A 21,771-nucleotide genomic window follows, 5' to 3' on the forward strand; every position below is an offset into this window, starting at 1 on the left:
TTATGGAGTTGTGGGTGTGAGGCCGTGGCGGCAGGAAATGTGGAAGAGTCCGCCGGCGCGGGCTTGGGTGAGGGTGGGGTATCCGCTTGTGGTGCCGTTGAGGGACAGGGTGCGGTTTTCCCAGGGTGCGCACTTGGGGCACGTTCCGTCATGTGACGTTACTTTGACGAGGTCAAGGCCAGCGGCTTGTGCTGCGCGTTGGTAGGCGCCGAGTGCGAGGTTCGCGGCGTGCCCGTCGACGGCTCGGCGCACCCATACGTTGATGGGGATGCGGCGGTTGCGGGAGTCGGTGACGTACAGGTCGTGGCCTTCACGTTCGGCGATGCGGAGGATGTGATCGACGGCGGCTTGCCGTTCTGCCGGGGTTTGCGGGTTGCTGGCAAGTACCCGGTTGATGAGGCTCCGCACGTGCTGGTGGTTGGTGACGATGCGGGCGTGGACCTGGGTGAGGTACTGCACCATCTCTTGTTCCACGGTGCGGGGAAACGTGAGGTTGAGTTCGGCGCGGAGGGTGGCGAATGCACCGGCGACGGTGTTCGGGGTGCGGGCGTTGAGGGTGCGGACGAGGCGCCGCAGCCACCGCTGGTAGTTGTTGACGGCGGTGTTGAGTTGCTGGCGGTACTGGTCGTCGGTGAGGGGCTGGCCGAGCCCTGCGCGAAGCGTTTCGCGCAGGCGCTCAGCCACCGTGGTTTGCACCCAGTCGTAGGAGCGGGTGACGGCTGCGACGAGGGTGTCGACCCAACGCCACAGCCGGTCGAGGAGTCGGCTCACTCGGCGATCTCGGGGAGCGGCGCGGTGAGGGGGTAGGTGTTCTTGTCGCGCTTCCAGTGGTGGAGGCCGTCCCACACGCCCGGACTGGTGCGGGATGCCCACAGTGCGACGTAGCCGGCGTCTACGGGCTGGTGGAGGGTGCCGTCGAGCTGCACGTGGTACCGGTCGTTACCGCTGGCGATGATGGGGTGAACCTCGGTGTCGAAGTCGGGGTGGTCGACGGGCATGGGCGCGTAGGTCGAGCGGTTCCACACCGGGAAGCCGGCGGTGTTGAGGGTGCTAGCGGCGGTGTTGATCGCTTCGCGGTAGCCGGTGCAGGCGTCGTCCAGTTCGGCGAGAGCCTGGGCGACACGGGTGTTTGCTGCGGCGATGCGTTCGCGGGCGCCGGTGAGGGTGTCGCGGGCGTCGATGGTGGCCTGGGCGCGGCGGGCGAGGCGTTCCCGCTCGGTGGCCTCGGCGGCGCGGGCGGCTTCCCCCTCGGCGCGGAGTGCGGCGATCTTGTCCTCTGCGGCCACCTCGGTTTCAAGGGCGACCAGCTGGGCGGCGTCGATAGGTGCGCCTTCGCGGGCGAGGTTGCGGAGTTCTGCGAGCTTCTGGCGAATCGAGGTCACGTTTTTCTCTATTCTGTTGTGGTGTAACTATTTTCAGTGTCCGCGGCGTGCGCGGTCTGCAAGGATCATTTCTTCGATGGCGGCAGCGGATTCGTACCGTTGCCGGTTCCGATCCGCCAGCCGCTCGATGTACGACCAGTAGTCTTCGGTACCGGTCGTGGTGGGGGTGTCGGCAATTGCGTTGTCGTTGAGGTCGGTCACTTGGGGTCTCCTTCGGCTGCGGCGAGGCTGAGGGCGAACTGTTGGAGGGCTTTCTGCGCACCGCCGTTCTCATAGGTGACGGCGAGCATGGTGTCGTTGAGCTGGAGCAGCGCCCACACAAGAGCGAGGGTGCGATCGGATTCGACGGCTTCCCGAATGATCTCCGCGATGCCGTGGACGTCCGTGTTGGCGAAGTGGAGCTGTGCGGCGCAGGCGCGGCGCATGTCGCTTTCGTCGATGGACCAGGTTGCTTCTGACATGGTGTTATCTCCCGAGGACGCTTCGTTTGGCGGCGCGCATGACACGCGCGTCGTGGCGTTGCTGGACGGCTTGCAGTTCGCGTGGCCCCATACCGACGTTGCCGTTGATGGTCATTCCGGCTTGCAGTCCTCCGACGCCTGCGACACCAACAGCGGTTTCGAGCATTTCGGGCCACGAGGCTTTGAGGTAGTCCCCCCAACCCTGCGCCTGGGATTGCGCGAGGTTGCCGGCGCGGGCTGCGAGGGTTCCGACCGGATCGGCGGTCATGTACCACGGCATGTCGGGGGTGGGGTCGGCGGTGGGTGCGCTTCCCGTAGCCGGGAACGGAAGTGCCGACGCTCCCCCGGTGGTGGTTCCGGAGTCGAACATTCCCGTGAGGGCGGGGGCGTGCTCGCGGATACGCTGCATGATGCCGTCAGCGGCACCGAGGACGGCGGGCCAATTGGTGACCGTGACAGGCACCGGGCCGGTCGTGGTCTGCGACGTGAGTGCGCTCGTTCCGGACGAGCTTGTGCCGCTTGTGCCGCTTGTGCTGCCTCCGCTGGTCGGGGGGATCGGCGCCCACGACGAAGGCCCGTTGCCGCCGCTGTAGTCCAATCCGTTGCCGGCGTCACCGGTCCCGTAGTCGAGGCCCTGCACCGCCTCCGAGCTGGGATTGTCGCCGCTACTGGCACCCGGCCAGTGATAGACGAACGGGAAGTCCAGCGCCCCGTCTGCGGTGCGACCGTACTGGATGCCGTTCGATCCGTCGGACTCGATGTTGACCCCGAACAGGGTGCCCGCCATGTGGCCGTTCACCCCGACGCCCTTATCGGTGCCGATCGAGAAACCGTTCGGGTCGAAGCCGGGAACCCATCCCATCGCCTCGAAGTCAGAGCCGGTGACGAACCGCACGTTCTGCCCGGTGCCGGCGTTGAACACCGCGGACAGGTAGCCGGAGCAATCCAGACCGCCGTAGATGTACGGTTCCCCGTCGTGCGCCTGTGCCTTGGAGATTGCACCCTCACGGTCGAATCCGACGTGCCCACCGGTGGCGAACTTGGGGAGCTTGCCCGAGTTGAGGGCTTCGAGGAACGGCAGCCAATCCTTGACGACGGCGGCACGAACCACGAACTCGCCATTGGACAGCCACGACAAGATCGAATCCGAGGTGCCGGTTCCGGGGCCGGTGATGAACCCGCCATCGGCGTTGTTCTGTGCCCACTCGCTCAGCTTCGCCCCGAGGTCGCGGGCACCCTGACCACCGGGAACCGGGATCGGACCGATCTTCGTCGGCACCCGCTGCAACAGGTCGCCGATGGCACGAACCGCAGTCTTCACATTGGCGACCACACCGTCCCAGACACCGGCGATCGAGCTGCCCATGCCCGTGAAGAACCCGACGATGCCATCCACGGCACCACCGATGAAGTCCTTCGCCTCACCGAACACCCGCCGAACCGTTTCGATCTTCTCGCCCCACGAGCGGGCAAGGTCGGTGACGGCGGTTATGACGAGGGGCAGCACGTTCTGAGCGAGCCACGTCAAACCTTCGGTGACCGGGGGCAGGATGGTCTGCACCAGGTCGTTGAACAAGCCGAGCAGCGGCGGCAGCAGTTCGGAGATGATCTGGGCGAGCTGCGGCAGGAACGGGGCGATCGCGAGGACGATCTGACCGAACGACTCGGCGAGCAGCGGCAGTGACGGGGCGATCGCCTGGAACGCCGCGGCAAGTCCTTCCGCAATGGTCATCGCCACCTGGGCGAGGATCGGTGCCAGCTGCTGAATCACCGGCTGAAGCTGCGCGACCATCGACTCGATTACGGGGGCGAGCGCGTCGAGCAGCACCGTCAGTGCCGGCGCCAAGGCGGACACGACGTTGCCGACCAACTGGGCGATGAGCGGCAGCACCGGGGCCACAGCGGACACCAATGAGGCGAACGCCTGTCCGAGCGGACCGATAGCGGGGACGAGAGCCGCGAACGTGTCGACCAGGACCGGACCCACCACGCCGACGATCTCCCGGAACGCGGGTGTGAGCTGGGTGAAAATCTCCCCGAACTGCGCGAACAGCCCACCCAACGATCCGCCGAGTTCTGCGCCGAGCTGTCCGAGCATGGTGACGAGCGGGCCGAGGAGCTGACCGAACCCGGTGAGTGCCTGACCGAAGCCCTCGAACAGGGCGGTGAGGTCGCCGGATTCCATGAGGCCGGTGAGCGCCTGCCCGAATTCGCCGAGGACATCGCCTAGACCGGCGCCCATCGCCTCCATTGCGGGCGCGGCAGCGAGACCCAGGTCGGTGAATCCCACAACCAAGTCGTTGAGGCCCGGACCCATTGCGGACAGGAACTGCGGAATCGATCCGAACAGCTCCTGAAGCGAGTCCCATCCGGGACCGGTCAACGCATCCGTCACACCAGTGAACAGCCCGGAGATTCCGGAGGCGATCCCCTCCATCTCGGGGCCGAGGGATTCCATGAGGGAGCCGATTGACTCGAACGCCGGCGCCATCTCCCTAGCGAAAACGTCGCTGACCTGCGTCTTGAGTGCATCGAACTGGGGTTGGATGGACTGTGCCGCGGTCTTGATGCCTTCGAAACCGAGGGCGATGGTGGCGAGTGCCGGACCTGCCGCAGCCCCCAAGCCCAACATGCCGATGCCGAGCTGACCGACCGCGCCCAATGCCACCGGGGCGAGAGCCGCAATTGCCCCGATCATCGGCAGCATCGAGCCCATTCCGCCGGCTGCGGATGCTGCGGCACCACCGCCACCACCTAAACCGCCGAGCCCACCACCACCGGAGCCACCGAGGTTGATGCCGTTGAGCGCTGCGCGAAGTGCCGCAGCCTGGGCGATCATCCCCGCCATGCCCGCAGTGGCACCACCCGTATCGAGATCGAGGTTGATGTGAAGGTCCGGTGTGGCGGCTCGGAACGCTGCAAGCTGCTGACGTGCCCGTGTGAAGTCCAGGGTGACCCCGACCTCGGCAGCGGGCAGGCCGGTGCGTAGACGGTTCCGCAGCTCGGTCTTGAATTGGCCGATGCCGGCGAGCTTGGGGGTGACCTCGACATCGCCGCGAACCGACTTCAAAGAATTACGTAGTTCGCTGCGGAGGTCGCCGATTCCGGTGAGTCGGGCCGTGACATCCACTTTGCCGTTGATTTTGGAGAGCGTGGTGTCGAGTTCGCGCCGAAAATTGGTGAGCGATCCGAGTGTGGGTTTGACCTCTACGGTTGCGTTCGGGTCGTTCCGCCGGTCTTCGATGCGCTCTTTCAGCGACCGTTTCCAGTTGGGATCGAGGCGGGGTTTGATTGTGGCGTACGCCGTTCCCGCGTGGAATGTCTCTGCCATATTCAATTGTCCTAACCCTGGCTACGGGTTGTTTATGTCCGCGTCCGGATCGATCGACCGGAGGTAGTCCGACATAACGCGTTCGGGTGCGTTGTATCGGGTGCCGTGTTCACGCCAGCGTGCGTAATGCCCTGAGGCGTAGATCGTGGATTCGTAGTCGCCGCCGGCGCTGTGATCGGTAGAGGCTTCGACGTGGGTAGCGTTGAACCCACTGCGCCACCTTGAACGGATCGACCAATCGTCGGCGCCGAGTTCGGCGAGTTCGTGCAGCCAGTCCCGGACGCCCGGTGAGCTGGACAGCATGTCTTCGAGGTTATTGCCGGTGGCGTCAAAATCCATGCGCTCTCCTCATGCGTCGTCGCTGGTGACGAAAAGCTGGTCGACGTCTTCGACCCGAACTCGGGTACAGCGGGCGCCGGGGATGCTGTAGGCGCGGAGACGACCGGCCTCGATCAGGTTGTGCAGGAATCGTTCACTGACGTCGATTCGTGCTGCGGCACGGGGTACGGAAATAAGTCGCGGTGGTTCGGGTTGGATGTTGCGGTTTGCCACGGGAAGGTTTCACCCCCTCATTTGTCCTGGCATGGGAACGGCCCCGAACCGTAATGATTCGGAGCCGTATTTCGGGGACACTTATCCCATGCATCTAGCTTAGCAGGGCTATGCAACAACACTCCGCTAGTTCCGTTGATGCAAGATTTGTCGGCAGTCGCGTTCGTGCGCAATGGTGAGGATTACACCGTCACGGGTGCGGAGGAATTCGCGCTGCAATATGCAGTGGTCGCAGTTGATGCGTCCGGATAGATCGATTGCGGACTGTTCGGACGTGGTGGTGATGCGCAAGAGTTTCGGCATGATTCTCCCAGAGGGGTTCGTAATGGTGCCCGATTTGCCCATGAGCGAACGAAAAAGGGTTCGGGCATAGGGAAGGGTGGGGCCGACGTTTCCAGCCCCACCCTTCGAGGCGATCGCTATACGGCGGCGAGGTTGGTGAGGTACTGGTCGAGAGCGGCGTTCGGCACGTGCTGCCCACAGAAAAAAGCGGACGTGGAAAAACGAGGCGACTGGACTTTGACGTGCCAGGTCGCGTCGACGCCGCAGCGCTTGCAGGGCTCGGAGAACCATGCCGTAGCAACGTCGAGATGAGGAGTACGGATCTTCACGAGGGCTCCTTAGGGGGGTGTCCCATGTGTCCCATGTGTCCCAAAGCGCGGAAGCAGGTCACTCGATTGGGACAATGGGACAGTTGGGACACATACGTAGAGGGAGGATCGGGGGTTCGCGGCCAACACGAACCCCCGATCGTCAGCGATCAGAGGTCGAGCGGTTCACCCGAACCGAGCCACACGTTCGTCCGTGCTTCCGAATGGGACATTGGGACACTTGGGACAGGCCCGTACAAGCCGCGACCGACCTTGCGGAGCCGATCAGTCTCCGCAAGCCGCGCCAGGTAGCGCCTCGCATCGGGCAGGTCCAACGCTTCGGACACCGCCTTCGCCGCCACACCCGCCGGATGCTTGGAGACGAACGCGATGATCTCCGCCGAGCGATCTCCCACACCGGACGTGGACTTCGCTTCCACGGCAGCGGCAGCCGCCTCCTCCAGGCTCTCGCCCTTCAGGGACCAGCGGCCATTGTCCGTGCTCATTGCGTACTCGGCTTCGACGACGTCCCGGCCCGTCACCGACAAGACCGCATCCGTTTCCGTGCGCCGACGATTCAAGACCAGCACGAAATCAGCGGAGCCAGCCAGTCCGTTCGAACCGGACGTTGCCTCGACAAAGTCCTCCGCAGCGGCCTTCCGAGTGTGGTGAACCACCTTGATCGTGGACCCCACGAAACGGTCCGAGATTTCCTTGAGCTTCCCGCCGAAACGGTAGTCCCGCTCGTATGCGCTCTCACCGGGACGTGCCGCCGGCATCACCTTGCCGAGAGTGTCGATGATGACCAGCGGGGAACGATCCGAATAGCACTCAAGGAACTCCTCGATCCTGGGAACGAGGTCGACCGGATTCACCTTCGTAAGGAACGTGAGACCGGAGGGTATCCGACCGTTCTCGCCCAACAGATGCCGACTGCGGCCCTGCAATCGACGCTCCCCGTCCTCCAGCGCCAAGTACAGCACCGGTTCCGGTTCGCAGTCGATAGCACCCAGCACGCGTCCACCAGCGGACTTGCGGAGCGCAACATCCAGCGCGAACCACGATTTGCCCATCTTCGGCGCACCCACCAGCAACCCGAAGCCCTCGGGGATGATGCCGGGGACGGTCCACTGCATGGCGGGGAACTCCTGCACATTCAGCCAGTCGCCGGTAAAGGCGCCGGTCTCAGCGAGGAACTTGTCGAACTTAGAAGAGTCAAACATGTCGGGGGGCTCCGTATTCAATTTTGGGTGTCGTGGCCGCGAAGGCCCTGAAGGCGACGGTGGTGTGTACGCATCCGGGTGCCGCCCTCGACAAGCTGCGGCATGAGGTCGTGTTCGGGCATGACGCCAGCAGACTCGAGCAGCGCCTCACCAAGCGATGCGTACGCTTCCCGGAACGCCTCCGCGACAACACAAGCCGCGTAGGTGCGCAGTGCCGCAGTGTTCGAACCTGCCGTCACCGCACACGTCAGCTCGTGTTGGGTGTCAGCGTTGATGCGACCGTTGCGGGTCAGCCAGTCGCCCACCGACACCGCATCCGTGGAATGGCCGACAGCAGCGAGAGCGCGCAGGGCCTCCACAATCAGTCGCTGCGCAGGCTTCTCGAAGTCCTCGTCCGCAACGAACGCCAACACCTCGGCGACATCGGTCGGAGGTGAGAACATCGCCGCGCACAGAAATGCCTGTGCTGCCGTGCCGTCCGCATAGCCAGCGGGTTGAACGGCATGCGTCGATGCCGTAGACTGAACGTAGTGATGTGAGACTTCTTGAGTCTCAGGGAGCGTCGGCCGTTGCGGGGCCGGCGCTTCCGTCGTTATGGGGGTCATACGAACCTCCAGGGAATCCCCGAGCTACGAAATGCCGGGGGTGTGCTCTGCCATGAACCTCCTAGAAGCGGGGGCCGGGACGCATCCGGTTGCGGGTCAGTTACGTCCCGGCCGCGACATCAATCGAGCTTGTTCCAGTACTCCTCGACCATGAACGGGAATTGGTTGGAAAGGGCGTCGTAGAACGCCTGTACCTGGATGAGGGCCTTCGCCTGCCGCTCAATCTCCAGGATTGAGAAGTTCCGGCCCGCCACCGGACCCACCATCTCGATTTCCATCAAGCCAGCGTCCTCGCTGCGCAGGTAGTACGGGACGCTCACGACGTATCCACACCCGTCGCTCGTGAACGTCACCGGGCGGCTCGTAATCAGCAGCTCACCCGGCCCGAACTCCTCCACGAAGAACTGGCCCGCGGCGACCTCGACCCTAGTTTCGGCGCTCATCTACTTCCCTTCCTCGACAATCGTTGACAGCTTCTTGTGGAACCGGCGCGCTTCCGCCGGCGATAGGTGGATCGACACTGGCCCGAACCGCAGTTCGATGCGGTCGTCCTTCGCTACGATCTCGACCTCACGCACAGAACCCGAGGAAAACCAGGAAGCCATCACGCCGCCTCTCGCGATCCGTATGCGGCTGCCGCCGAGCAGATCCAATAGATGATGTTGAGGTCGGCTTGCATTACGTCATCGGCTTCGCCGTCCGACACGAAGTAGTCGAGCAGCCAGGCGTACTCGTTTACCGTGAGGCCCGCCATCTCGGCTGAGGTTTCCAGTTCGTCGTCACGGTTCAAGCCGTGATCCGTGCACCATGCGTCGAACTTGGCCTGAACCTTCGCGGTGAGCGCATCGTTACCGGGTTCGATCTTGTCTCCGGTGAGCATCCCGAGGTAGCTCTCGATCATCAGGCGGGCGGGATTCTTAGCAGACACGTTGATCTCCTTGCTCTGGTTGTTCTCTCCGGGGATGTCAGATGCGCTCATCAGGCCAACTCCACATCCGCAAGGTGGGCACGTGCTTCGCGAAGCGCCCACTCCACATCGTCAAGAGCGCCACCGAGGTAGTAGTCGCTGTTGTTACCGTCTGCCTCCACGTACAGCAGCACCCAGCCCATCTGGCCTCGCCATTCCAGGATCGGGTCCATGCAGTCCGGAGAGAACTGCAAGGGCGCGTCGTCCGGGGCTACGTCCACGCGGATGTTGGTGTCACGCATCACGCCACCTCGTCCAGGTCGAGGAGACGCAGTAAGTCCGCAGTCACAACGCGGTAGGTCGTGCCGAGCCGCAGCACCTTGACCGGGAACTCGCCGGACCTTGCGAGCGCATAGCCGTGACCCCGGCTGATACCGAGGGCCTTGATTGCATCCACCAGCGAGCACGTCGGCCCGCCCTCCAACAGTTCCTTGACGACCTTCGACACCACTGCCTCCTGCTACTCCTCGGGGAACATTTCCGATACGAATGTTCCATGACAGAACAGTAGCACATGGTGTTCCACAATCTGCATAATCTCGTCTACTATGTTCCTATGCAGAACAGTGACGAGTGGGCACAAGAGACAGCCAGTCGGATCGGACGGGCCGTTAAGACGTATCGCCAACGCGCTGGCATAACAGCAGCTCAACTAGCCACATTGACCGAAGAACTGGGATTCCCCCTGAACCGGGTGGCGATCGCAAAGATCGAAAACGGTCATCGACGGGGCAAACTCGATGTGACAGAACTCATAGTCCTTGCGCGTGCGCTGCAAGTACCGCCAGTCCTGCTTGTATATCCGGACGTCCCAGGTGGTGGCGTCAACCTTCTGCCGGCCCATCACCCGGACGCAGTGCCTATCGAATCCGGATCCGCCGCCAAATGGTTCGGAGGCGTTACGTCCCTCTTTCTCGGCTGGGAGCCGTTCGGGGACATCGAACAGCAGTACAAGACCGCTGAGAACAACCGTCGTCCCATGGAGTTGCTCCTACAGCGGACATCACTCAGCGAGCGCCGCGGTGAGATGCGCGACACGCTCCTACGTCTGTACGAGAACGCCGCCCCGCCCAAGGGCTTCCTCGAATCCCTCACAGACCTTGATCGACAGATTCGCGAAGTAGAGGAACAGATGAGAGAACTCGGTCTCACCGTAGACACGGAGCTGGGCCGATGAAGGGTCGCATCTACCGACGCTGCCACTGCGTCGACACCAACCGCCGGCCCCTCGGCACCAACTGCCCCCAACTCACCACCGACGACAAACACGGCACCTGGAGCTTCGCCGTCGACCTGCCCAGCCTCGACGGCAAACGCAAAACCATGCGCCGCGGAGGGTTCGCCACCAAACGCGAAGCCCAAGCCGAACTGAAGAAAGTCCACGAACGAGTCGACTCCTCCGTCAAAACCGACGACCGGGAGACCGTCGCCCAATACCTCACCAGATGGCTCGGTGAGAAACGTCACACCCTCAAACCGCGAACCCACTTCGGCTACACCGAATTCGTCAACAAACGCATCAACCCCCACCTCGGCACCATCCGGCTCGAACAACTCCGACACGAACACGTCGTCCGCCTCGTAGACACCCTCATCGAAGAAGGCCGCGGCCCCTCCACCATCAAAAGCATCCTCGCCGTTCTACGATCCGCACTCTCCGACGCAGTCCGCCACAAACGGCTCACCCACAACGCCGCCCAACACGTCCAGGCCCCCGCCTACCGGGCACCCGAACGGCAACCCTGGACAGCAGCACAAGCCGCCCAATTCCTCGACCACATCAACGCCGGCACCCCCGACCGGCTCGCCCCACTGTTCGAAATCCTCATCGGCACCGGCCTCCGCCGAGGCGAAGTGCTCGCACTCCAATGGGAAGACGTCGACCTCGACAACCGCATCCTCCGCGTCCGCCGCTCCGTCACCGACGTCAAAGGGAAGCTGGTGGTGGGTGCCCCCAAGACCAAGGCGTCCGCCGGCTGGGTGGGGTTGTCTACCCGCATGGTCGCGGTGTTCGAGCGTCAGCGGGCCAATCAGGCGGCAGAACGGACGTTGTGGGGAGAAGCGTACGAAGACGACAACCTAGTGTTCGCCCGCGAGAACGGTGCGATGCTCCGGCCCGAATACGTGCTGAAGCGGTTCCATGCTCTGTCCGAGGCTGCCGGCCTGCCGCTCGTCAGGCTCCACGACCTCCGGCACCTCGCCGCCTCGTTGATGTTGCAGAACGGTGTCCCCCTGCCCCTGGTGTCCAAGACGCTCCGTCATTCCCAGGTGTCGATCACGGCGGACCTGTACGGCCACCTCTCCCCCGAGGCTGCCCATGCCGCTGCCGACGCTCTCGGCGGGGTGCTGGACGCTGCCGCTGCCGAGCTTCGGAGTGAGCGTGCTGCGCGGCGTGCGACCGAACTGCGACCGGAATCGCTGGTCTAGAACCTTTTCACCAAACACAAAGAAGCCCCCTCAACCTGTTGTCCCAGGTGAGGGGGCTTCCCCGTTGGAGCTGCCTGCGAGAATCGAACTCGCGACCTTTTCATTACGAGTGAAATGCTCTACCGACTGAGCTAAGGCAGCGTGCCTGACGGCGCGCACGAGTTTAGCGCCTACCCCCCTGTCCAATGCAAACCACCCCTCGCCGCCTACCGGAATGCCGAGCTCAGCCGGGCCGCCATGGCGGCCACCGCGAAGCGCGGTTTGACGTTCTGTGCGAGAACCTCACGGCATTCGAGGATCGCCTCGATGCAGGTCAGCAACGCCTCCGGCCGGGCCCGCGAAGCCAGGTCGGAGGCACGCTCGGCCATGTCGGGATGGTTGGCGGTGCCGGAAGCGCCCAGGGAACGTGCCAGCGCATCCCGGTAGAGACCGGCCAGATCGATGAGGGCGCGGTCCATGATGTCGCGCTCGGTCCGCGTGCGCCTGGACTTCTGGGTGCGTTCGAGGTCCTTGAGGACGCCGGCCGCACCGCGGAGCGCCCCGGCGGCGCCCTTACCGGTGCCACCGGCGCCGAGAGCCGTCCGGAGTTCCTCGGTCTCGCGCTCGTCGCGCGCGACGCTGATCTCCTTCGCCTCGGCCTCGGCACGCTGGACCAGCTCGTCTGCGGCGGTGTAGGTGGTCGCGGGGCGGAGCACGGCGTCGGCCAGATCCAGCGCACGCCGCCGGCTGGCGCGGGCGGACTCGTCGGTGGCCAGACGCCGGGCACGGCCGACGTGGCCGCCGCTGATCGACGCCGCCCAGCTCGCGGTCTCGGCGTCGAGCCCGTCGCGTTCGCGCAGGACCCGGGCGATCGCGTCCGGGCTGGGCGTGACGAGTGCGACGTGCCGGCATCGCGAGCGCAGGGTCACGGAGATGTCCTGCGGATCGATCGACGGCGCGCACAGCAGGAACACCGTGCGTTCGGGCGGTTCCTCGACGACCTTGAGCAGCGCGTTCGCGGCGCCCTCGGTGAGCCGGTCCGCGTCCTCGATCACCACGACCTGCCACTGCCCGGTGCTCGGGCGACGCGAGGCGGTCCGGACGATGTCGCGCATCGCCTTGACGCTGATCGTGAGCCCCTCGGGGATCACCCGACGGACGTCGCCGTGGGTGCCGGCCATGGTGGTGCTGCACGCGTGGCAGTGACCGCAGCCCGGTGCCGCGGGGTCGGTGCACTGCAGGGCGGCGGCGAAGCAGAGGGCGGCGATCGACCGCCCGGAGCCGGGGGGCCCGGTGAACAGCCACGAGTGCGTCATCCGAGAACCGGCTCCGCCCCCGCGCGCGGCGGTGGCCGCGGCGGTCAGTTCGGTCTCCACGTCGCGCTGGCCGACGAGACGTTCGAAGACACCGGGCATGGCCTCAGCGTAGCGACCGGCTCCGACGCGGCCGGTGCGTCGGCCGTCCGAAACCTTCAAGACGGCGACGTCGCGGCGGCCTAGCGTCACCGTCATGACTGCACAACTCGCGCTGGTCGGGCTCGTCGTCGCCGACATGACCCGTTCCTTCGACTGCTATCGCCGCCTCGGGCTGGACCTGCCCGCCGGCTCCGACGAACCGCACTACGAGACGACGCTGCCGGGCGGGCTCCGCCTGGCGTGGGACACCCTCGAGTCGGTCCGGACCTTCCATCCGGGCTTCCGGCCGGGCACCGGTGGTCCTGCACTCGCGTTCGACTGTGGTTCACCAGCGGATGTGGACGCGACGTACCGCGACCTGCTGGAGGCGGGATGCACGAGCGTGCTCGAACCGTGGGACGCGTTCTGGAAGCAGCGGTATGCGAGCGTGCACGATCCCGACGGGCACAGCATCGAACTGTTCGCGGCCTTGCCCGCGTGACCGCTCAGCGAACGAGCGCGCCGAGCGTAACGCCGGAGAGGGCGCGTACCTCCCGTGCGAGGTGGGCCTGGTCGCTGAAACCGCACTCGGCCGCGACGTCGGAGAACGACCGGCCGGCGCGCGCGAGACCGACCGCGCGACGGAATCGCAGCACGCGCGCCAGCGTCTTCGGACCGTAGCCGTAGACCCGCAGCTCGTGCCGGTGCAACCGCCGCGCACTCCAACCCATCGACGTCGCCACCTCGGCGACGGACGCTCCGGCGCCGAGCTGCGACGCGATGCCCGTCTCGACGCTGCGGTCGACGCCGTCCAGGCGGCGCCGCGTCTCGTGCAGGAGCGCACCGAGCGGGTCGGACTCCGCGGCCGACACCAGGCGACGAACGTGCGCCTCGGGCCGGATGCGGTCCAGCGGTACGCGCGCGTCGCGCAGCTCGGCCGCGTCCACCCCGAGCACCGCCGGCCCCACCCCGGGACCGAACCGCACCGCGGTCAGGTCCCGGCGGGTGCCCAGGTCGGAGAACTGGGCGCGGGTATCCGGTCCTGCCACCAGGAAGCCGTCCTCGTGCCAGATCAGATCCGTGCAGCCGTCGGGCAGCACGGACGTTCCGGCCGTACCCGCGGTCCTCGTCGCCGTCCACACGAGCACGCCGGGTATGCCGGACGCCGCCTCGCGGTACACACGGCGAGGATAGGCCGCCGCTCCGGGGAGGGTCACTCCTTCTTCGCGGCGGCCTTCTTCGCGGTCGTCTTCTTTGCCGCGGTCTTCTTGGCGGCCGTCTTCTTGGCCGGAACCTTCTTGGCCGCGGTCTTCTTCGCGGTCTTCTTCGCCGGGCCCCGGGCGCGACGATCCGCGAGCAGCTCGGAGGCGCGTTCGTCGGTGATGGTGTCGACCTCGTCGCCCTTGCGGAGGCTGGCGTTGGTCTCGCCGTCCGTGACGTATGGGCCGAAGCGCCCGTCCTTGATCACCATCGGGCTGCCACTGACCGGGTCGGTGCCCAGCTCCCGCAGCGGCGGCGTGGCGGCGGCCTGCCGACCGCGGCGCTTGGGCTCGGAGTAGATCTTCAGCGCCTCCTCGAGGGTGACGGTGAACATCTGCTCCTCGTCGGCCAGCGACCGCGAGTCGGTGCCCTTCTTCAGGTACGGCCCGTAGCGGCCGTTCTGGGCGGTGATCTCCTCGCCCGTCGCGGGGTCGACCCCGACCACCCGCGGCAGCGACAGCAGCCGCAGGGCGTCCTCGAGCGTCACCGTCGACAGTTCCATCGACTTGAGCAGCGAGGCCGTGCGCGGCTTGGGGCCGGCCGCCTTCTTGGCGGCCTTCTTCGCCGGCGCCTTCTTCGCGGCCTTCTTCGTCACGGTGGCCGTGCCACCACCAGTCGCGGTGCCGCCCGCCGAGGGTGCCTCCTCGACCGGGATGGGCGTGATGTCCGGTTCCGGCTCCGGTTCGCGCAGCAGCTCGGTCACGTACGGACCGAAGCGGCCCTCCCGCGCGACGATCTCGTTGCCGCTGGCCGGGTCGACGCCGAGGACCCGGCCCTCCTGCGGGGTCGAGAACAGCTTCTCCGCGTACTCGAGCGTCAGCTCGTCCGGCGGCAGGTCGTCGGGCAGGTTCGCCCGCTGGGAGACCGGTTCCCCGTCGGGGGAGTCGGGATTGGGGACCATCCGCTCGAGATAGGGGCCGAACCGGCCGACGCGCACGTGGATCTCCCGGCCCTCGGCGTCGTCGAACAGCCGGATCGAGTTGATCTCGCGGGCGTCGATGTCCTCGAGGTTCTCTCCGACCATCTTCTTCAGGCCGCCCTCGCGCGCCACCGAGTTCTCGGCGCCGTGGGCACCACCGAAGTAGAAGCTCGTCAGCCAGTCGGTGCGCTGCTCGTGGCCGCCCGCGATCTCGTCGAGGTCGTCCTCCATGGCGGCGGTGAAGCCGTAGTCGACGAGGCGTCCGAAGTGCGCCTCGAGCAGCCCGATGACCGCGAACGCCACCCACGACGGGACCAGGGCGCTGCCACGCTTGTAGACGTAGCCGCGGTCGAGGATGGTCTTGATGATCGACGCGTACGTCGACGGCCGGCCGATGCCGAGATCCTCGAGCGCCTTGATCAGGCTGGCCTCGGTGTAGCGGGCCGGCGGGTTGGTCGAGTGGCCGTCCGGATCGAGCTCGGTCGCGGTGACGCGCTGTCCCTCGGACAGGTTGGGCAGCCGGGACTCGGCGTCGTCGGACTGGCCGCCGGCCTCCTCGTCGACGCTCTCGACGTACGCCTTGAGGAAGCCCGGGAAGGTGATGGTGCGGCCCGACGAGGAGAACGTGCACTCCTCGCCGCTCGCGGCGGTGCCGGTGATGCGCAGCGTCAGGGTGGTGCCCCGCGCGTCGGCCATCTGGGAGGCGACGGTGCGCTGCCAGATGAGCTCGTAGAGCCGGTACTCGTCGGTGTCGAGGCGCGAGTGCAGCTCGCCGGGCGTGGCGAACACGTCGCCGGCCGGACGGATCGCCTCGTGCGCCTCCTGCGCGTTCTTCACCTTGCGGGTGAACTGCCGCGGGGTGGCGTGCACGTACTGCGCGCCGTACAACTCGGTGGCCTGCGCCCGGGCGGCGGAGATCGCGCTCTCGGACAGGGTCGTCGAGTCGGTACGCATGTACGTGATGTAGCCGTTCTCGTACAGGCGCTGCGCGATGCGCATCGTGCGCTCTGACGAGAACCGCAGCTTGCGGCCCGCCTCCTGCTGCAGGGTCGACGTCATGAACGGCGCGTACGGCTTGCGGGTGTACGGCTTGCTCTCGACCGACGTCACCGTCAGGTCGACACCGTGCAGGGCCTCGGCGAGCCGTCGCGCGTACGCCTCGTCGAGCACGACGACGCCGGTGGACTTGAGCTGCCCGTCGGGTCCGAAGTCGCGGCCGGCCGCGACGCGGGCGCCGTCGACACCGACGAGCCGGGCCCCGAACGAGCGGGGGCTCGCGTCGGCGCCGGCGTCGAGCGTGGCGGCGATGTCCCAGTACGTCGCGGACCGGAAGGCCATGCGCTCGCGTTCGCGCTGCACGATGACCCGGGTGGCGACGGACTGCACGCGGCCCGCCGACAACCGCGGCATGACCTTCTTCCACAGCACCGGGCTGACCTCGTAGCCGTAGAGGCGGTCGAGGATGCGGCGGGTCTCCTGGGCGTCGACGAGGTTGTTGTCGAGGTCGCGGGTGTGTTCCGCGGCGGCCCGGATGGCCGGCTCGGTGATCTCGTGGAACACCATCCGGCGGACCGGGACCTTCGGCTTGAGGGTCTCGAGCAGGTGCCAGGCGATGGCCTCGCCCTCACGGTCGGGGTCGGTCGCGAGGTACAGCTCGTCCGCGTCCTTCAGCAGCCCCTTCAGTTCGGTGACCTTGGACTTCTTCTCGGGACTGACGACGTACAGCGGCTCGAAGCCGTGGTCGACGTTCACGCCGAGCCGGGCCCACGACTCGCCCTTGTACTTGGCCGGCACGTCGGCGGCACCGCGCGGCAGGTCACGGATGTGCCCGACGGAGGCCTCGACGACGTAGTCCCGGCCCAGGTAGGGCGCGATCTTCTTCGCCTTGGTCGGGGACTCGACGATCACGAGCCGACGCGTGCCCGACGAGCCGTTCGACGTGCTGTTGTCCCGTGCTGCCACAGCGCTGCCCGCACCTTCCCTGTTCGCTGACATGTCGTGCTTCTCCCCGACATGTATACCGACCCGTTCCCCGGACGCGGCCATACACAGGGTCGCACACCTGCGACGGAAGGCCTGTCACCTGTGATGCGGCGCCTACCGCACGCGCGGCCAGATCTGCCGCGCGCGGGCGTCGTCCGGCGGCGCCCCGATGTTCTCGACGAGACGCATCAACCTGCGTCGCCCGGACACCCGCAGGCCCGGTGCGGCGCCGCGCGTGCCGATCAGCGTCGGCGCGATCCCGGCGCGCATCAGCGACTGGGCCAGCACCGGGTGGGTGTCCGGGGCATGCGGATCCAGCCCCAGCACGTAGCGCTCGCCCTCGGCCTCGGCGCGGCCGGCCGCGAGCACCCACGCCCGCAGAGCTCGCGAGCCCGGCACCCATCCCGCCGGCACCGCCTTCACCGCACCCCGTGTCCATGCGGCCGCCACCGGGACGAGTTCCGGTAGGGCGGCGGTGCGCACCAGGGGGTGTCCCTCGTCCGTCCGGGTGACCTCCGGGGACAGCGCGGCCTGCGCCATCAGCTCCGCGATCGCCTCCGCCCGCCACGGCTCGTCCACGACCACGGAGATCCGTGCGCCGTCACCGGAGACCACCGCGTGGCCGTGCGCGGCCAGCAGGCCGCCGAGGTCGGTCGGGTCCGGGGGCATCTCCTCGGCCCCGAAGAACGACAGTTGGCTCACTCACCCGCCCTTCCTCCGCTACCTGCCGCAGAAACAGATCGTCCCCCCTCACCGATGGTGACGGGGGACGATCGAGGATTCGGTCCCTGCGGACCGAGTCACGTCAGGCTCCGGCAGGAGCGTCGACGATCAGAGCGCGCGAACGCCGGTGGCCTGCGGGCCCTTGGTGCCCTGGCCGACCTCGAACTCCACGCGCTGGTTCTCCTCCAGGGTGCGGAAGCCGCTGCCCTGGATCTCCGAGTAGTGGACGAAAACGTCGGCGGAGCCGTCCTCGGGAGCGATGAAGCCGAAGCCCTTCTCCGCGTTGAACCACTTCACAGTGCCCTGTGCCATGCTTTTCCTTCTCTTTCTAACACCGGATGCGGCGGTTCGCGGGCGAGCGAGCCGCCGGGCCGGTTCCGACCGCTGTACTTCTTGATCCCCCCACAGGAAGAGCAAAGCACCGCGCTCGCAACCATCGATCCTGCGAGCCGTGCACTTTCTCAAGTCACCGAACACAGAAGCTGCGACCGATGTCAGTGAACCACGTTCCGGGCGCAGACAACAGTAGGCGGGCGCACAATTCGCCCGAAAATTTGATCTTGTATATGCCGACGGCAGGATTACTCGCCGGTACGGTTACGTCGATGTTACCCCGCGCGCGACCGGACACCGACCGAACGCCGGGAGCGATGGCCTACTACGCTGGTTACCCATCCCGACCGCATCCTCCGGAGTACCCAGTGTGACCAGCTCGCCGCACCGCCGTCCCGTCGGCGACGGGCCGTCGAGCTTCGGCCACGAACTGCTCGAACGGGTGCTTGCCGGCACGCCGGCCTCGGAACATCCCCTCACCCACAGCGCGGACCTGCCCGCCCGCGACGTTCGCCACACCGACTGGCCGGACTGGGCGTCCGACGCCGTCGTCCGGGCTCTGCGCGCCACCGGCGTGCCCCGGCCGTGGAGCCACCAGACAGAGGCCGCCGACCTCGCCGCCGGCGGGGAGCACGTCGTCGTCTCCACCGGCACCGCCTCGGGCAAGTCCCTCGCCTACCAGCTACCCGTGCTCACCGCCCTCGCCGAGGACCCGCACGCCACCGCGCTGTACCTCTCCCCCACGAAGGCGCTCTGCGCGGACCAGTTGCGCGCCGTCACCGAGGTGACCGCCGCCGAGCCCGAACTCGGTCACGTGCACGCGTGCGCCTACGACGGCGACACCTCCACCGAACTGCGGCAGTGGGCGCGCAGCCACTCACGGTGGATCTTCACCAACCCCGACATGCTGCACATGTCGATGCTGCCCGGGCACGCCCGCTGGTCCCGGTTCTTCCGCCGGCTGCGCTACGTGGTGGTCGACGAGTGTCACTCCTATCGCGGCGTCTTCGGCTCCAACGTGGCCCTGGTGCTGCGCCGGCTGCGGCGGATCGCCGCGCGCTACGGCGCCCGGCCGGTCTTCGTCCTCGCCTCCGCCACGACCGCCGACCCCGGCGCCGCGGCGTCCCGGCTCGTCGGCGCGCCCTGCCGGGAGGTGACCGAGGACGGCTCCCCGCACGGACCTCGCACCGTCGCGCTGTGGGAGCCGCCGCTGCTCGAGCAGGTGACCGGCGAGAACGGTGCCCCCGTGCGCCGCGCCGCCGGAACCGAGGCCGCCCGCATCCTCGCCGACCTCGTCGTCGAGGGTGCCCGCACCCTCGCCTTCGTGCGGTCCCGGCGCGGTGCCGAACTCACCGCGCTCGGTGCGCAGCGGCTGCTCGCCGAGGCCGCCCCCGAGCTCGTCGATCGGGTCGCCGCCTACCGCGCCGGCTACCTCGCCGAGGAGCGCCGCGAGCTCGAGGCGGCCCTGGCGGACGGCCGGCTGCTCGGTGCCGCCAGCACCAACGCCCTGGAACTCGGCATGGACATCGCCGGCCTGGACGCCGTCGTCGTCGCCGGATTCCCGGGCACCGTCGCGTCGTTCTGGCAGCAGGCCGGCCGGGCCGGGCGCCGCGGTGCGGGATCGCTGGTCGTGCTCGTCGCCCGCGACGATCCGCTCGACACCTACCTCGTGCACCATCCGGCGGCGCTGCTCGACAAGCCCGTCGAGGCGACGGTCACCGATCCCACCAATCCGTACGTGCTCGGCCCGCAACTGCTGTGCGCCGCGCTCGAGCTGCCGCTCACCGACGCCGAGGTCGAGGAGTTCGGTGCGGCCGACGTGCTCGCCGCCCTGGCCGCGCAGGGAGCGATCCGGCGGCGCCCGCACGGCTGGTTCGTCACCCCGGACACCCGTCCCCACTCCGACATCGACATCCGCGGCGGCATCGGCACCCAGATCGCCATCGTCGAGTCGGACACCGGACGGATGCTCGGCACCGTCGACGGCGGTCGCGCACCGGCGACCGCGCATCCGGGAGCGGTGTACCTGCACCGCGGCGAGTCGTTCGTCGTCGACGAGTTGCACCTCGACGACGGGATCGCGCTCGTGCACGCCGAGGACCCCGAATGGTCCACCTCCGCGCGGGAGATCACCGACATCGTCGTGACCGCCGTGGCGGAACAGCGCTCGCTCGGGCCGGTGACCGTAGGCCTCGTCGAGGTCGAGGTGACCCACCAGGTGGTCTCGTACCTGCGACGGCTGCCGTCGGGCGAGGTTCTCGACAGCACCGACCTCGACATGCCGTCCCAGTGCCTGCCGACGCGCGCGGTGATGTACACCGTCACCCCCGAACTGCTCGACCGGTGCGGGATCGGACCGGAACGGGTACCCGGCGCGCTGCACGCCGCCGAGCACGCCGCCATCGGCCTGCTGCCGCTCGTGGCGACGTGCGACCGCTGGGACATCGGCGGCGTGTCCACCGCGGTGCACCCGGACACCGGGCTGCCCACCGTCTTCGTCTACGACGGGCATCCCGGGGGCGCCGGTTTCGCCGACCGCGGGTACGCGCGCATCGCCGAGTGGCTCGGTGCAACCCGCGCGGCCGTGACGGCCTGCGAATGCGCCGCCGGTTGCCCGTCGTGCGTGTACTCCCCCAAGTGCGGCAACGGCAACGACCCGCTCGACAAGGCCGGCGCGGTCGCGTTGCTGGGCGCGGTGCTCGACACCCTCGCCTGACCTCGCGTCTCACCCGGCCGGCCCCGCCCGCGCGATCGCCCGGGCCTGCCGCCCAGCCGGCAGCGACACCTCGGCCGCGACCTCGACGACGGCGTCCCAGCCGTCGACGGTGCACGAGCGCACCTGCACCCGCATCCGCGCCGCGATCCGGTCCGCCTCCGAGCATGCGGTGTCCGATCCGCGATCGAGCGCACCGGCCACCGCCAGGGCCGCCAGGTCGGCCGCCGCCTGCGCCCGGTGCCGCGTCGCGACCCCCGCCCCCGTCTGCACGAGCAGCCCGGTGACCACGATCAGCGCGACCGCGACGAAACACCCCAGCACGCTCGCACTACCCCGGTCGTCCCCGAATGTCACTGCGCCACTTCCGGTTCGATCACGGATACCGCCTCCGCCGTGAGCGTCACCATCGGCAGCAGCGGACCGTCCGCCGTCACCGTCGCCACGACGAGGTCACCGTCGGGGCGCACGGAGATCCGTGCGCCCTCCGGAGCGACCCGCGCCGCCACCTCCACCGCTCGCACCCCGTCGCCGCGAGCCGCGAGCCGGGCGGCCTCCCGCGCCGCGTCCTGACACCGGAGCTGATTCGAAACACACAGCACCGCACCGAGACACAGCACGAGAACACTCACCAGCGTGGTGAGGGCGATCGCCGCCTCGACGGTCACCCCGCCGTCGTCCCCGCTCACACCGCCGTGTTCAGCGCGCGCTCGACGATGCCGGTGAGCGCGGTGACGATGTTGTCGCCGGTGACCACCGTGTACAGCACGGCACCGAACGCCGCCGCGGCGATCGTGCCGATCGCGTACTCCGCGGTGGACATGCCGTCCTCCGCCGCGACGGCACCGCTCAGCCGCTGCGCCGCCGCCCGAATCACGTTGCCTACCATGGTTCCTCCCCTCCTTCGGCGCGGACCGTCCGCGCCGACG

Annotated in this window: 25 protein-coding genes and 1 tRNA gene; 4 read left to right on the forward strand and 22 right to left on the reverse strand. The window is 67.5% G+C overall.

All coding sequences use genetic code 11. From position 1 onward, the window contains the following. The 13 genes from JYA75_RS01150 to JYA75_RS01210 all read right to left on the reverse strand — a co-directional run bounded on the left by JYA75_RS01150 (position 1) and on the right by JYA75_RS01210 (position 9,559). The gene (locus JYA75_RS01150) at positions 1-771 is read right to left on the reverse strand and encodes a phage minor capsid protein (protein WP_203329590.1); all 771 of its coding nucleotides are present in this window, start codon (positions 769-771) and stop codon (positions 1-3) included. Further along, complete coding sequence (locus JYA75_RS01155) at positions 768-1,382, reverse strand: hypothetical protein (RefSeq protein WP_203329591.1); 615 nt, start codon at positions 1,380-1,382, stop codon at positions 768-770. Before JYA75_RS01155 ends, JYA75_RS01150 begins: the two co-directional genes overlap by 4 nt. Positions 1,383-1,415: 33 nt before the next feature. After that, positions 1,416-1,583 carry a hypothetical protein gene (locus tag JYA75_RS01160; protein ID WP_203329592.1) on the reverse strand — a complete coding sequence of 56 codons (168 nt, stop codon included), beginning with the start codon at positions 1,581-1,583 and terminating at the stop codon, positions 1,416-1,418. Further along, positions 1,580-1,843: a hypothetical protein gene (locus JYA75_RS01165; RefSeq protein ID WP_203329593.1), complete on the reverse strand. Its 264-nt coding sequence runs from the start codon at positions 1,841-1,843 to the stop codon at positions 1,580-1,582. Before JYA75_RS01165 ends, JYA75_RS01160 begins: the two co-directional genes overlap by 4 nt. A gap of 4 nt (positions 1,844-1,847) precedes the next feature. Beyond that, entirely contained in the window at positions 1,848-5,174 is a 3,327-nt protein-coding gene (locus JYA75_RS01170; RefSeq protein ID WP_203329594.1) for a hypothetical protein, read from the reverse strand. A 21-nt stretch (positions 5,175-5,195) separates the two neighbouring features. After that, positions 5,196-5,513, reverse strand: a complete 318-nt coding sequence (locus tag JYA75_RS01175; RefSeq protein ID WP_203329595.1) for a hypothetical protein — start codon at positions 5,511-5,513, stop codon at positions 5,196-5,198. A 632-nt stretch (positions 5,514-6,145) separates the two neighbouring features. After that, positions 6,146-6,337: a hypothetical protein gene (locus JYA75_RS01180; RefSeq protein ID WP_203329596.1), complete on the reverse strand. Its 192-nt coding sequence runs from the start codon at positions 6,335-6,337 to the stop codon at positions 6,146-6,148. 149 nt (positions 6,338-6,486) lie between these two features. Continuing rightward, entirely contained in the window at positions 6,487-7,539 is a 1,053-nt protein-coding gene (locus JYA75_RS01185) for an AAA family ATPase (RefSeq protein ID WP_203329597.1), read from the reverse strand. Positions 7,540-7,556: 17 nt separating this feature from the next. Further along, complete coding sequence (locus JYA75_RS01190) at positions 7,557-8,144, reverse strand: DnaB-like helicase N-terminal domain-containing protein (RefSeq protein ID WP_203329598.1); 588 nt, start codon at positions 8,142-8,144, stop codon at positions 7,557-7,559. Positions 8,145-8,263: 119 nt separating this feature from the next. Then, the gene (locus tag JYA75_RS01195) at positions 8,264-8,587 is read right to left on the reverse strand and encodes a hypothetical protein (RefSeq protein WP_203329599.1); all 324 of its coding nucleotides are present in this window, start codon (positions 8,585-8,587) and stop codon (positions 8,264-8,266) included. Between the two features lie 161 nt (positions 8,588-8,748). After that, on the reverse strand, positions 8,749-9,123 hold the full coding sequence (locus tag JYA75_RS01200) for a hypothetical protein (protein ID WP_203329600.1): 375 nt from the start codon (positions 9,121-9,123) through the stop codon (positions 8,749-8,751). Further along, positions 9,123-9,353 (reverse strand): hypothetical protein, encoded by a 231-nt coding sequence (locus JYA75_RS01205; protein ID WP_203329601.1) that lies wholly within the window; start codon positions 9,351-9,353, stop codon positions 9,123-9,125. The genes JYA75_RS01200 and JYA75_RS01205 overlap by 1 nt, the downstream gene beginning before the upstream one ends. After that, positions 9,353-9,559 carry a DNA-binding protein gene (locus JYA75_RS01210; protein ID WP_203329602.1) on the reverse strand — a complete coding sequence of 69 codons (207 nt, stop codon included), beginning with the start codon at positions 9,557-9,559 and terminating at the stop codon, positions 9,353-9,355. Before JYA75_RS01210 ends, JYA75_RS01205 begins: the two co-directional genes overlap by 1 nt. A gap of 108 nt (positions 9,560-9,667) precedes the next feature. Here JYA75_RS01210 and JYA75_RS01215 point away from each other — a divergent pair, with 108 nt between their 5' ends. Both JYA75_RS01215 and JYA75_RS01220 read left to right on the forward strand, forming a co-directional pair. Next, a complete protein-coding gene (locus JYA75_RS01215; protein ID WP_203329603.1) occupies positions 9,668-10,288 on the forward strand; it encodes a helix-turn-helix transcriptional regulator in 621 nt (206 codons plus the stop codon). Next, complete coding sequence (locus JYA75_RS01220) at positions 10,285-11,538, forward strand: tyrosine-type recombinase/integrase (protein ID WP_203329604.1); 1,254 nt, start codon at positions 10,285-10,287, stop codon at positions 11,536-11,538. The genes JYA75_RS01215 and JYA75_RS01220 overlap by 4 nt, the downstream gene beginning before the upstream one ends. Before the next feature lie 65 nt (positions 11,539-11,603). Here JYA75_RS01220 and JYA75_RS01225 read toward each other — a convergent pair. Then, positions 11,604-11,679, reverse strand: a tRNA-Thr gene (locus tag JYA75_RS01225). A gap of 65 nt (positions 11,680-11,744) precedes the next feature. Next, positions 11,745-12,932 carry a DNA polymerase III subunit delta' gene (locus tag JYA75_RS01230; RefSeq protein WP_203329605.1) on the reverse strand — a complete coding sequence of 396 codons (1,188 nt, stop codon included), beginning with the start codon at positions 12,930-12,932 and terminating at the stop codon, positions 11,745-11,747. 94 nt (positions 12,933-13,026) lie between these two features. On the opposite strand from JYA75_RS01230, the gene JYA75_RS01235 reads away from it, so the two are divergent. Continuing rightward, positions 13,027-13,413 carry a VOC family protein gene (locus JYA75_RS01235; RefSeq protein WP_050034523.1) on the forward strand — a complete coding sequence of 129 codons (387 nt, stop codon included), beginning with the start codon at positions 13,027-13,029 and terminating at the stop codon, positions 13,411-13,413. A 4-nt stretch (positions 13,414-13,417) separates the two neighbouring features. Here JYA75_RS01235 and JYA75_RS01240 read toward each other — a convergent pair whose 3' ends face one another. The 4 genes from JYA75_RS01240 to JYA75_RS01255 form a co-directional block, all read right to left on the reverse strand. After that, on the reverse strand, positions 13,418-14,092 hold the full coding sequence (locus JYA75_RS01240) for a helix-turn-helix domain-containing protein (RefSeq protein ID WP_203329606.1): 675 nt from the start codon (positions 14,090-14,092) through the stop codon (positions 13,418-13,420). Between the two features lie 32 nt (positions 14,093-14,124). Beyond that, positions 14,125-17,052 carry a type I DNA topoisomerase gene (gene topA, locus JYA75_RS01245; RefSeq protein WP_203329607.1) on the reverse strand — a complete coding sequence of 976 codons (2,928 nt, stop codon included), beginning with the start codon at positions 17,050-17,052 and terminating at the stop codon, positions 14,125-14,127. Positions 17,053-17,187: 135 nt separating this feature from the next. After that, positions 17,188-17,775 (reverse strand): hypothetical protein, encoded by a 588-nt coding sequence (locus JYA75_RS01250; protein WP_029547224.1) that lies wholly within the window; start codon positions 17,773-17,775, stop codon positions 17,188-17,190. A 129-nt stretch (positions 17,776-17,904) separates the two neighbouring features. Beyond that, complete coding sequence (locus JYA75_RS01255; protein ID WP_003935252.1) at positions 17,905-18,108, reverse strand: cold-shock protein; 204 nt, start codon at positions 18,106-18,108, stop codon at positions 17,905-17,907. A gap of 391 nt (positions 18,109-18,499) precedes the next feature. On the opposite strand from JYA75_RS01255, the gene JYA75_RS01260 reads away from it, so the two are divergent. After that, on the forward strand, positions 18,500-20,845 hold the full coding sequence (locus JYA75_RS01260; protein ID WP_161996313.1) for a DEAD/DEAH box helicase: 2,346 nt from the start codon (positions 18,500-18,502) through the stop codon (positions 20,843-20,845). 9 nt (positions 20,846-20,854) lie between these two features. Here the strand turns inward: JYA75_RS01260 and JYA75_RS01265 are convergent, their stop codons facing one another. The 3 genes from JYA75_RS01265 to JYA75_RS01275 are packed head-to-tail and all read right to left on the reverse strand — an operon-like array spanning position 20,855 to position 21,731. Further along, positions 20,855-21,199 carry an Rv3654c family TadE-like protein gene (locus tag JYA75_RS01265; protein WP_203329608.1) on the reverse strand — a complete coding sequence of 115 codons (345 nt, stop codon included), beginning with the start codon at positions 21,197-21,199 and terminating at the stop codon, positions 20,855-20,857. Then, the gene (locus JYA75_RS01270) at positions 21,196-21,510 is read right to left on the reverse strand and encodes a TadE family type IV pilus minor pilin (protein WP_072634213.1); all 315 of its coding nucleotides are present in this window, start codon (positions 21,508-21,510) and stop codon (positions 21,196-21,198) included. Before JYA75_RS01270 ends, JYA75_RS01265 begins: the two co-directional genes overlap by 4 nt. 17 nt (positions 21,511-21,527) lie before the next feature. Further along, positions 21,528-21,731: a DUF4244 domain-containing protein gene (locus JYA75_RS01275; protein ID WP_006941350.1), complete on the reverse strand. Its 204-nt coding sequence runs from the start codon at positions 21,729-21,731 to the stop codon at positions 21,528-21,530. Positions 21,732-21,771 lie beyond the last annotated feature (40 nt).

This window comes from Rhodococcus sp. PSBB066, from assembly GCF_017068255.1.
Lineage (GTDB): Bacteria > Actinomycetota > Actinomycetes > Mycobacteriales > Mycobacteriaceae > Rhodococcus > Rhodococcus aetherivorans.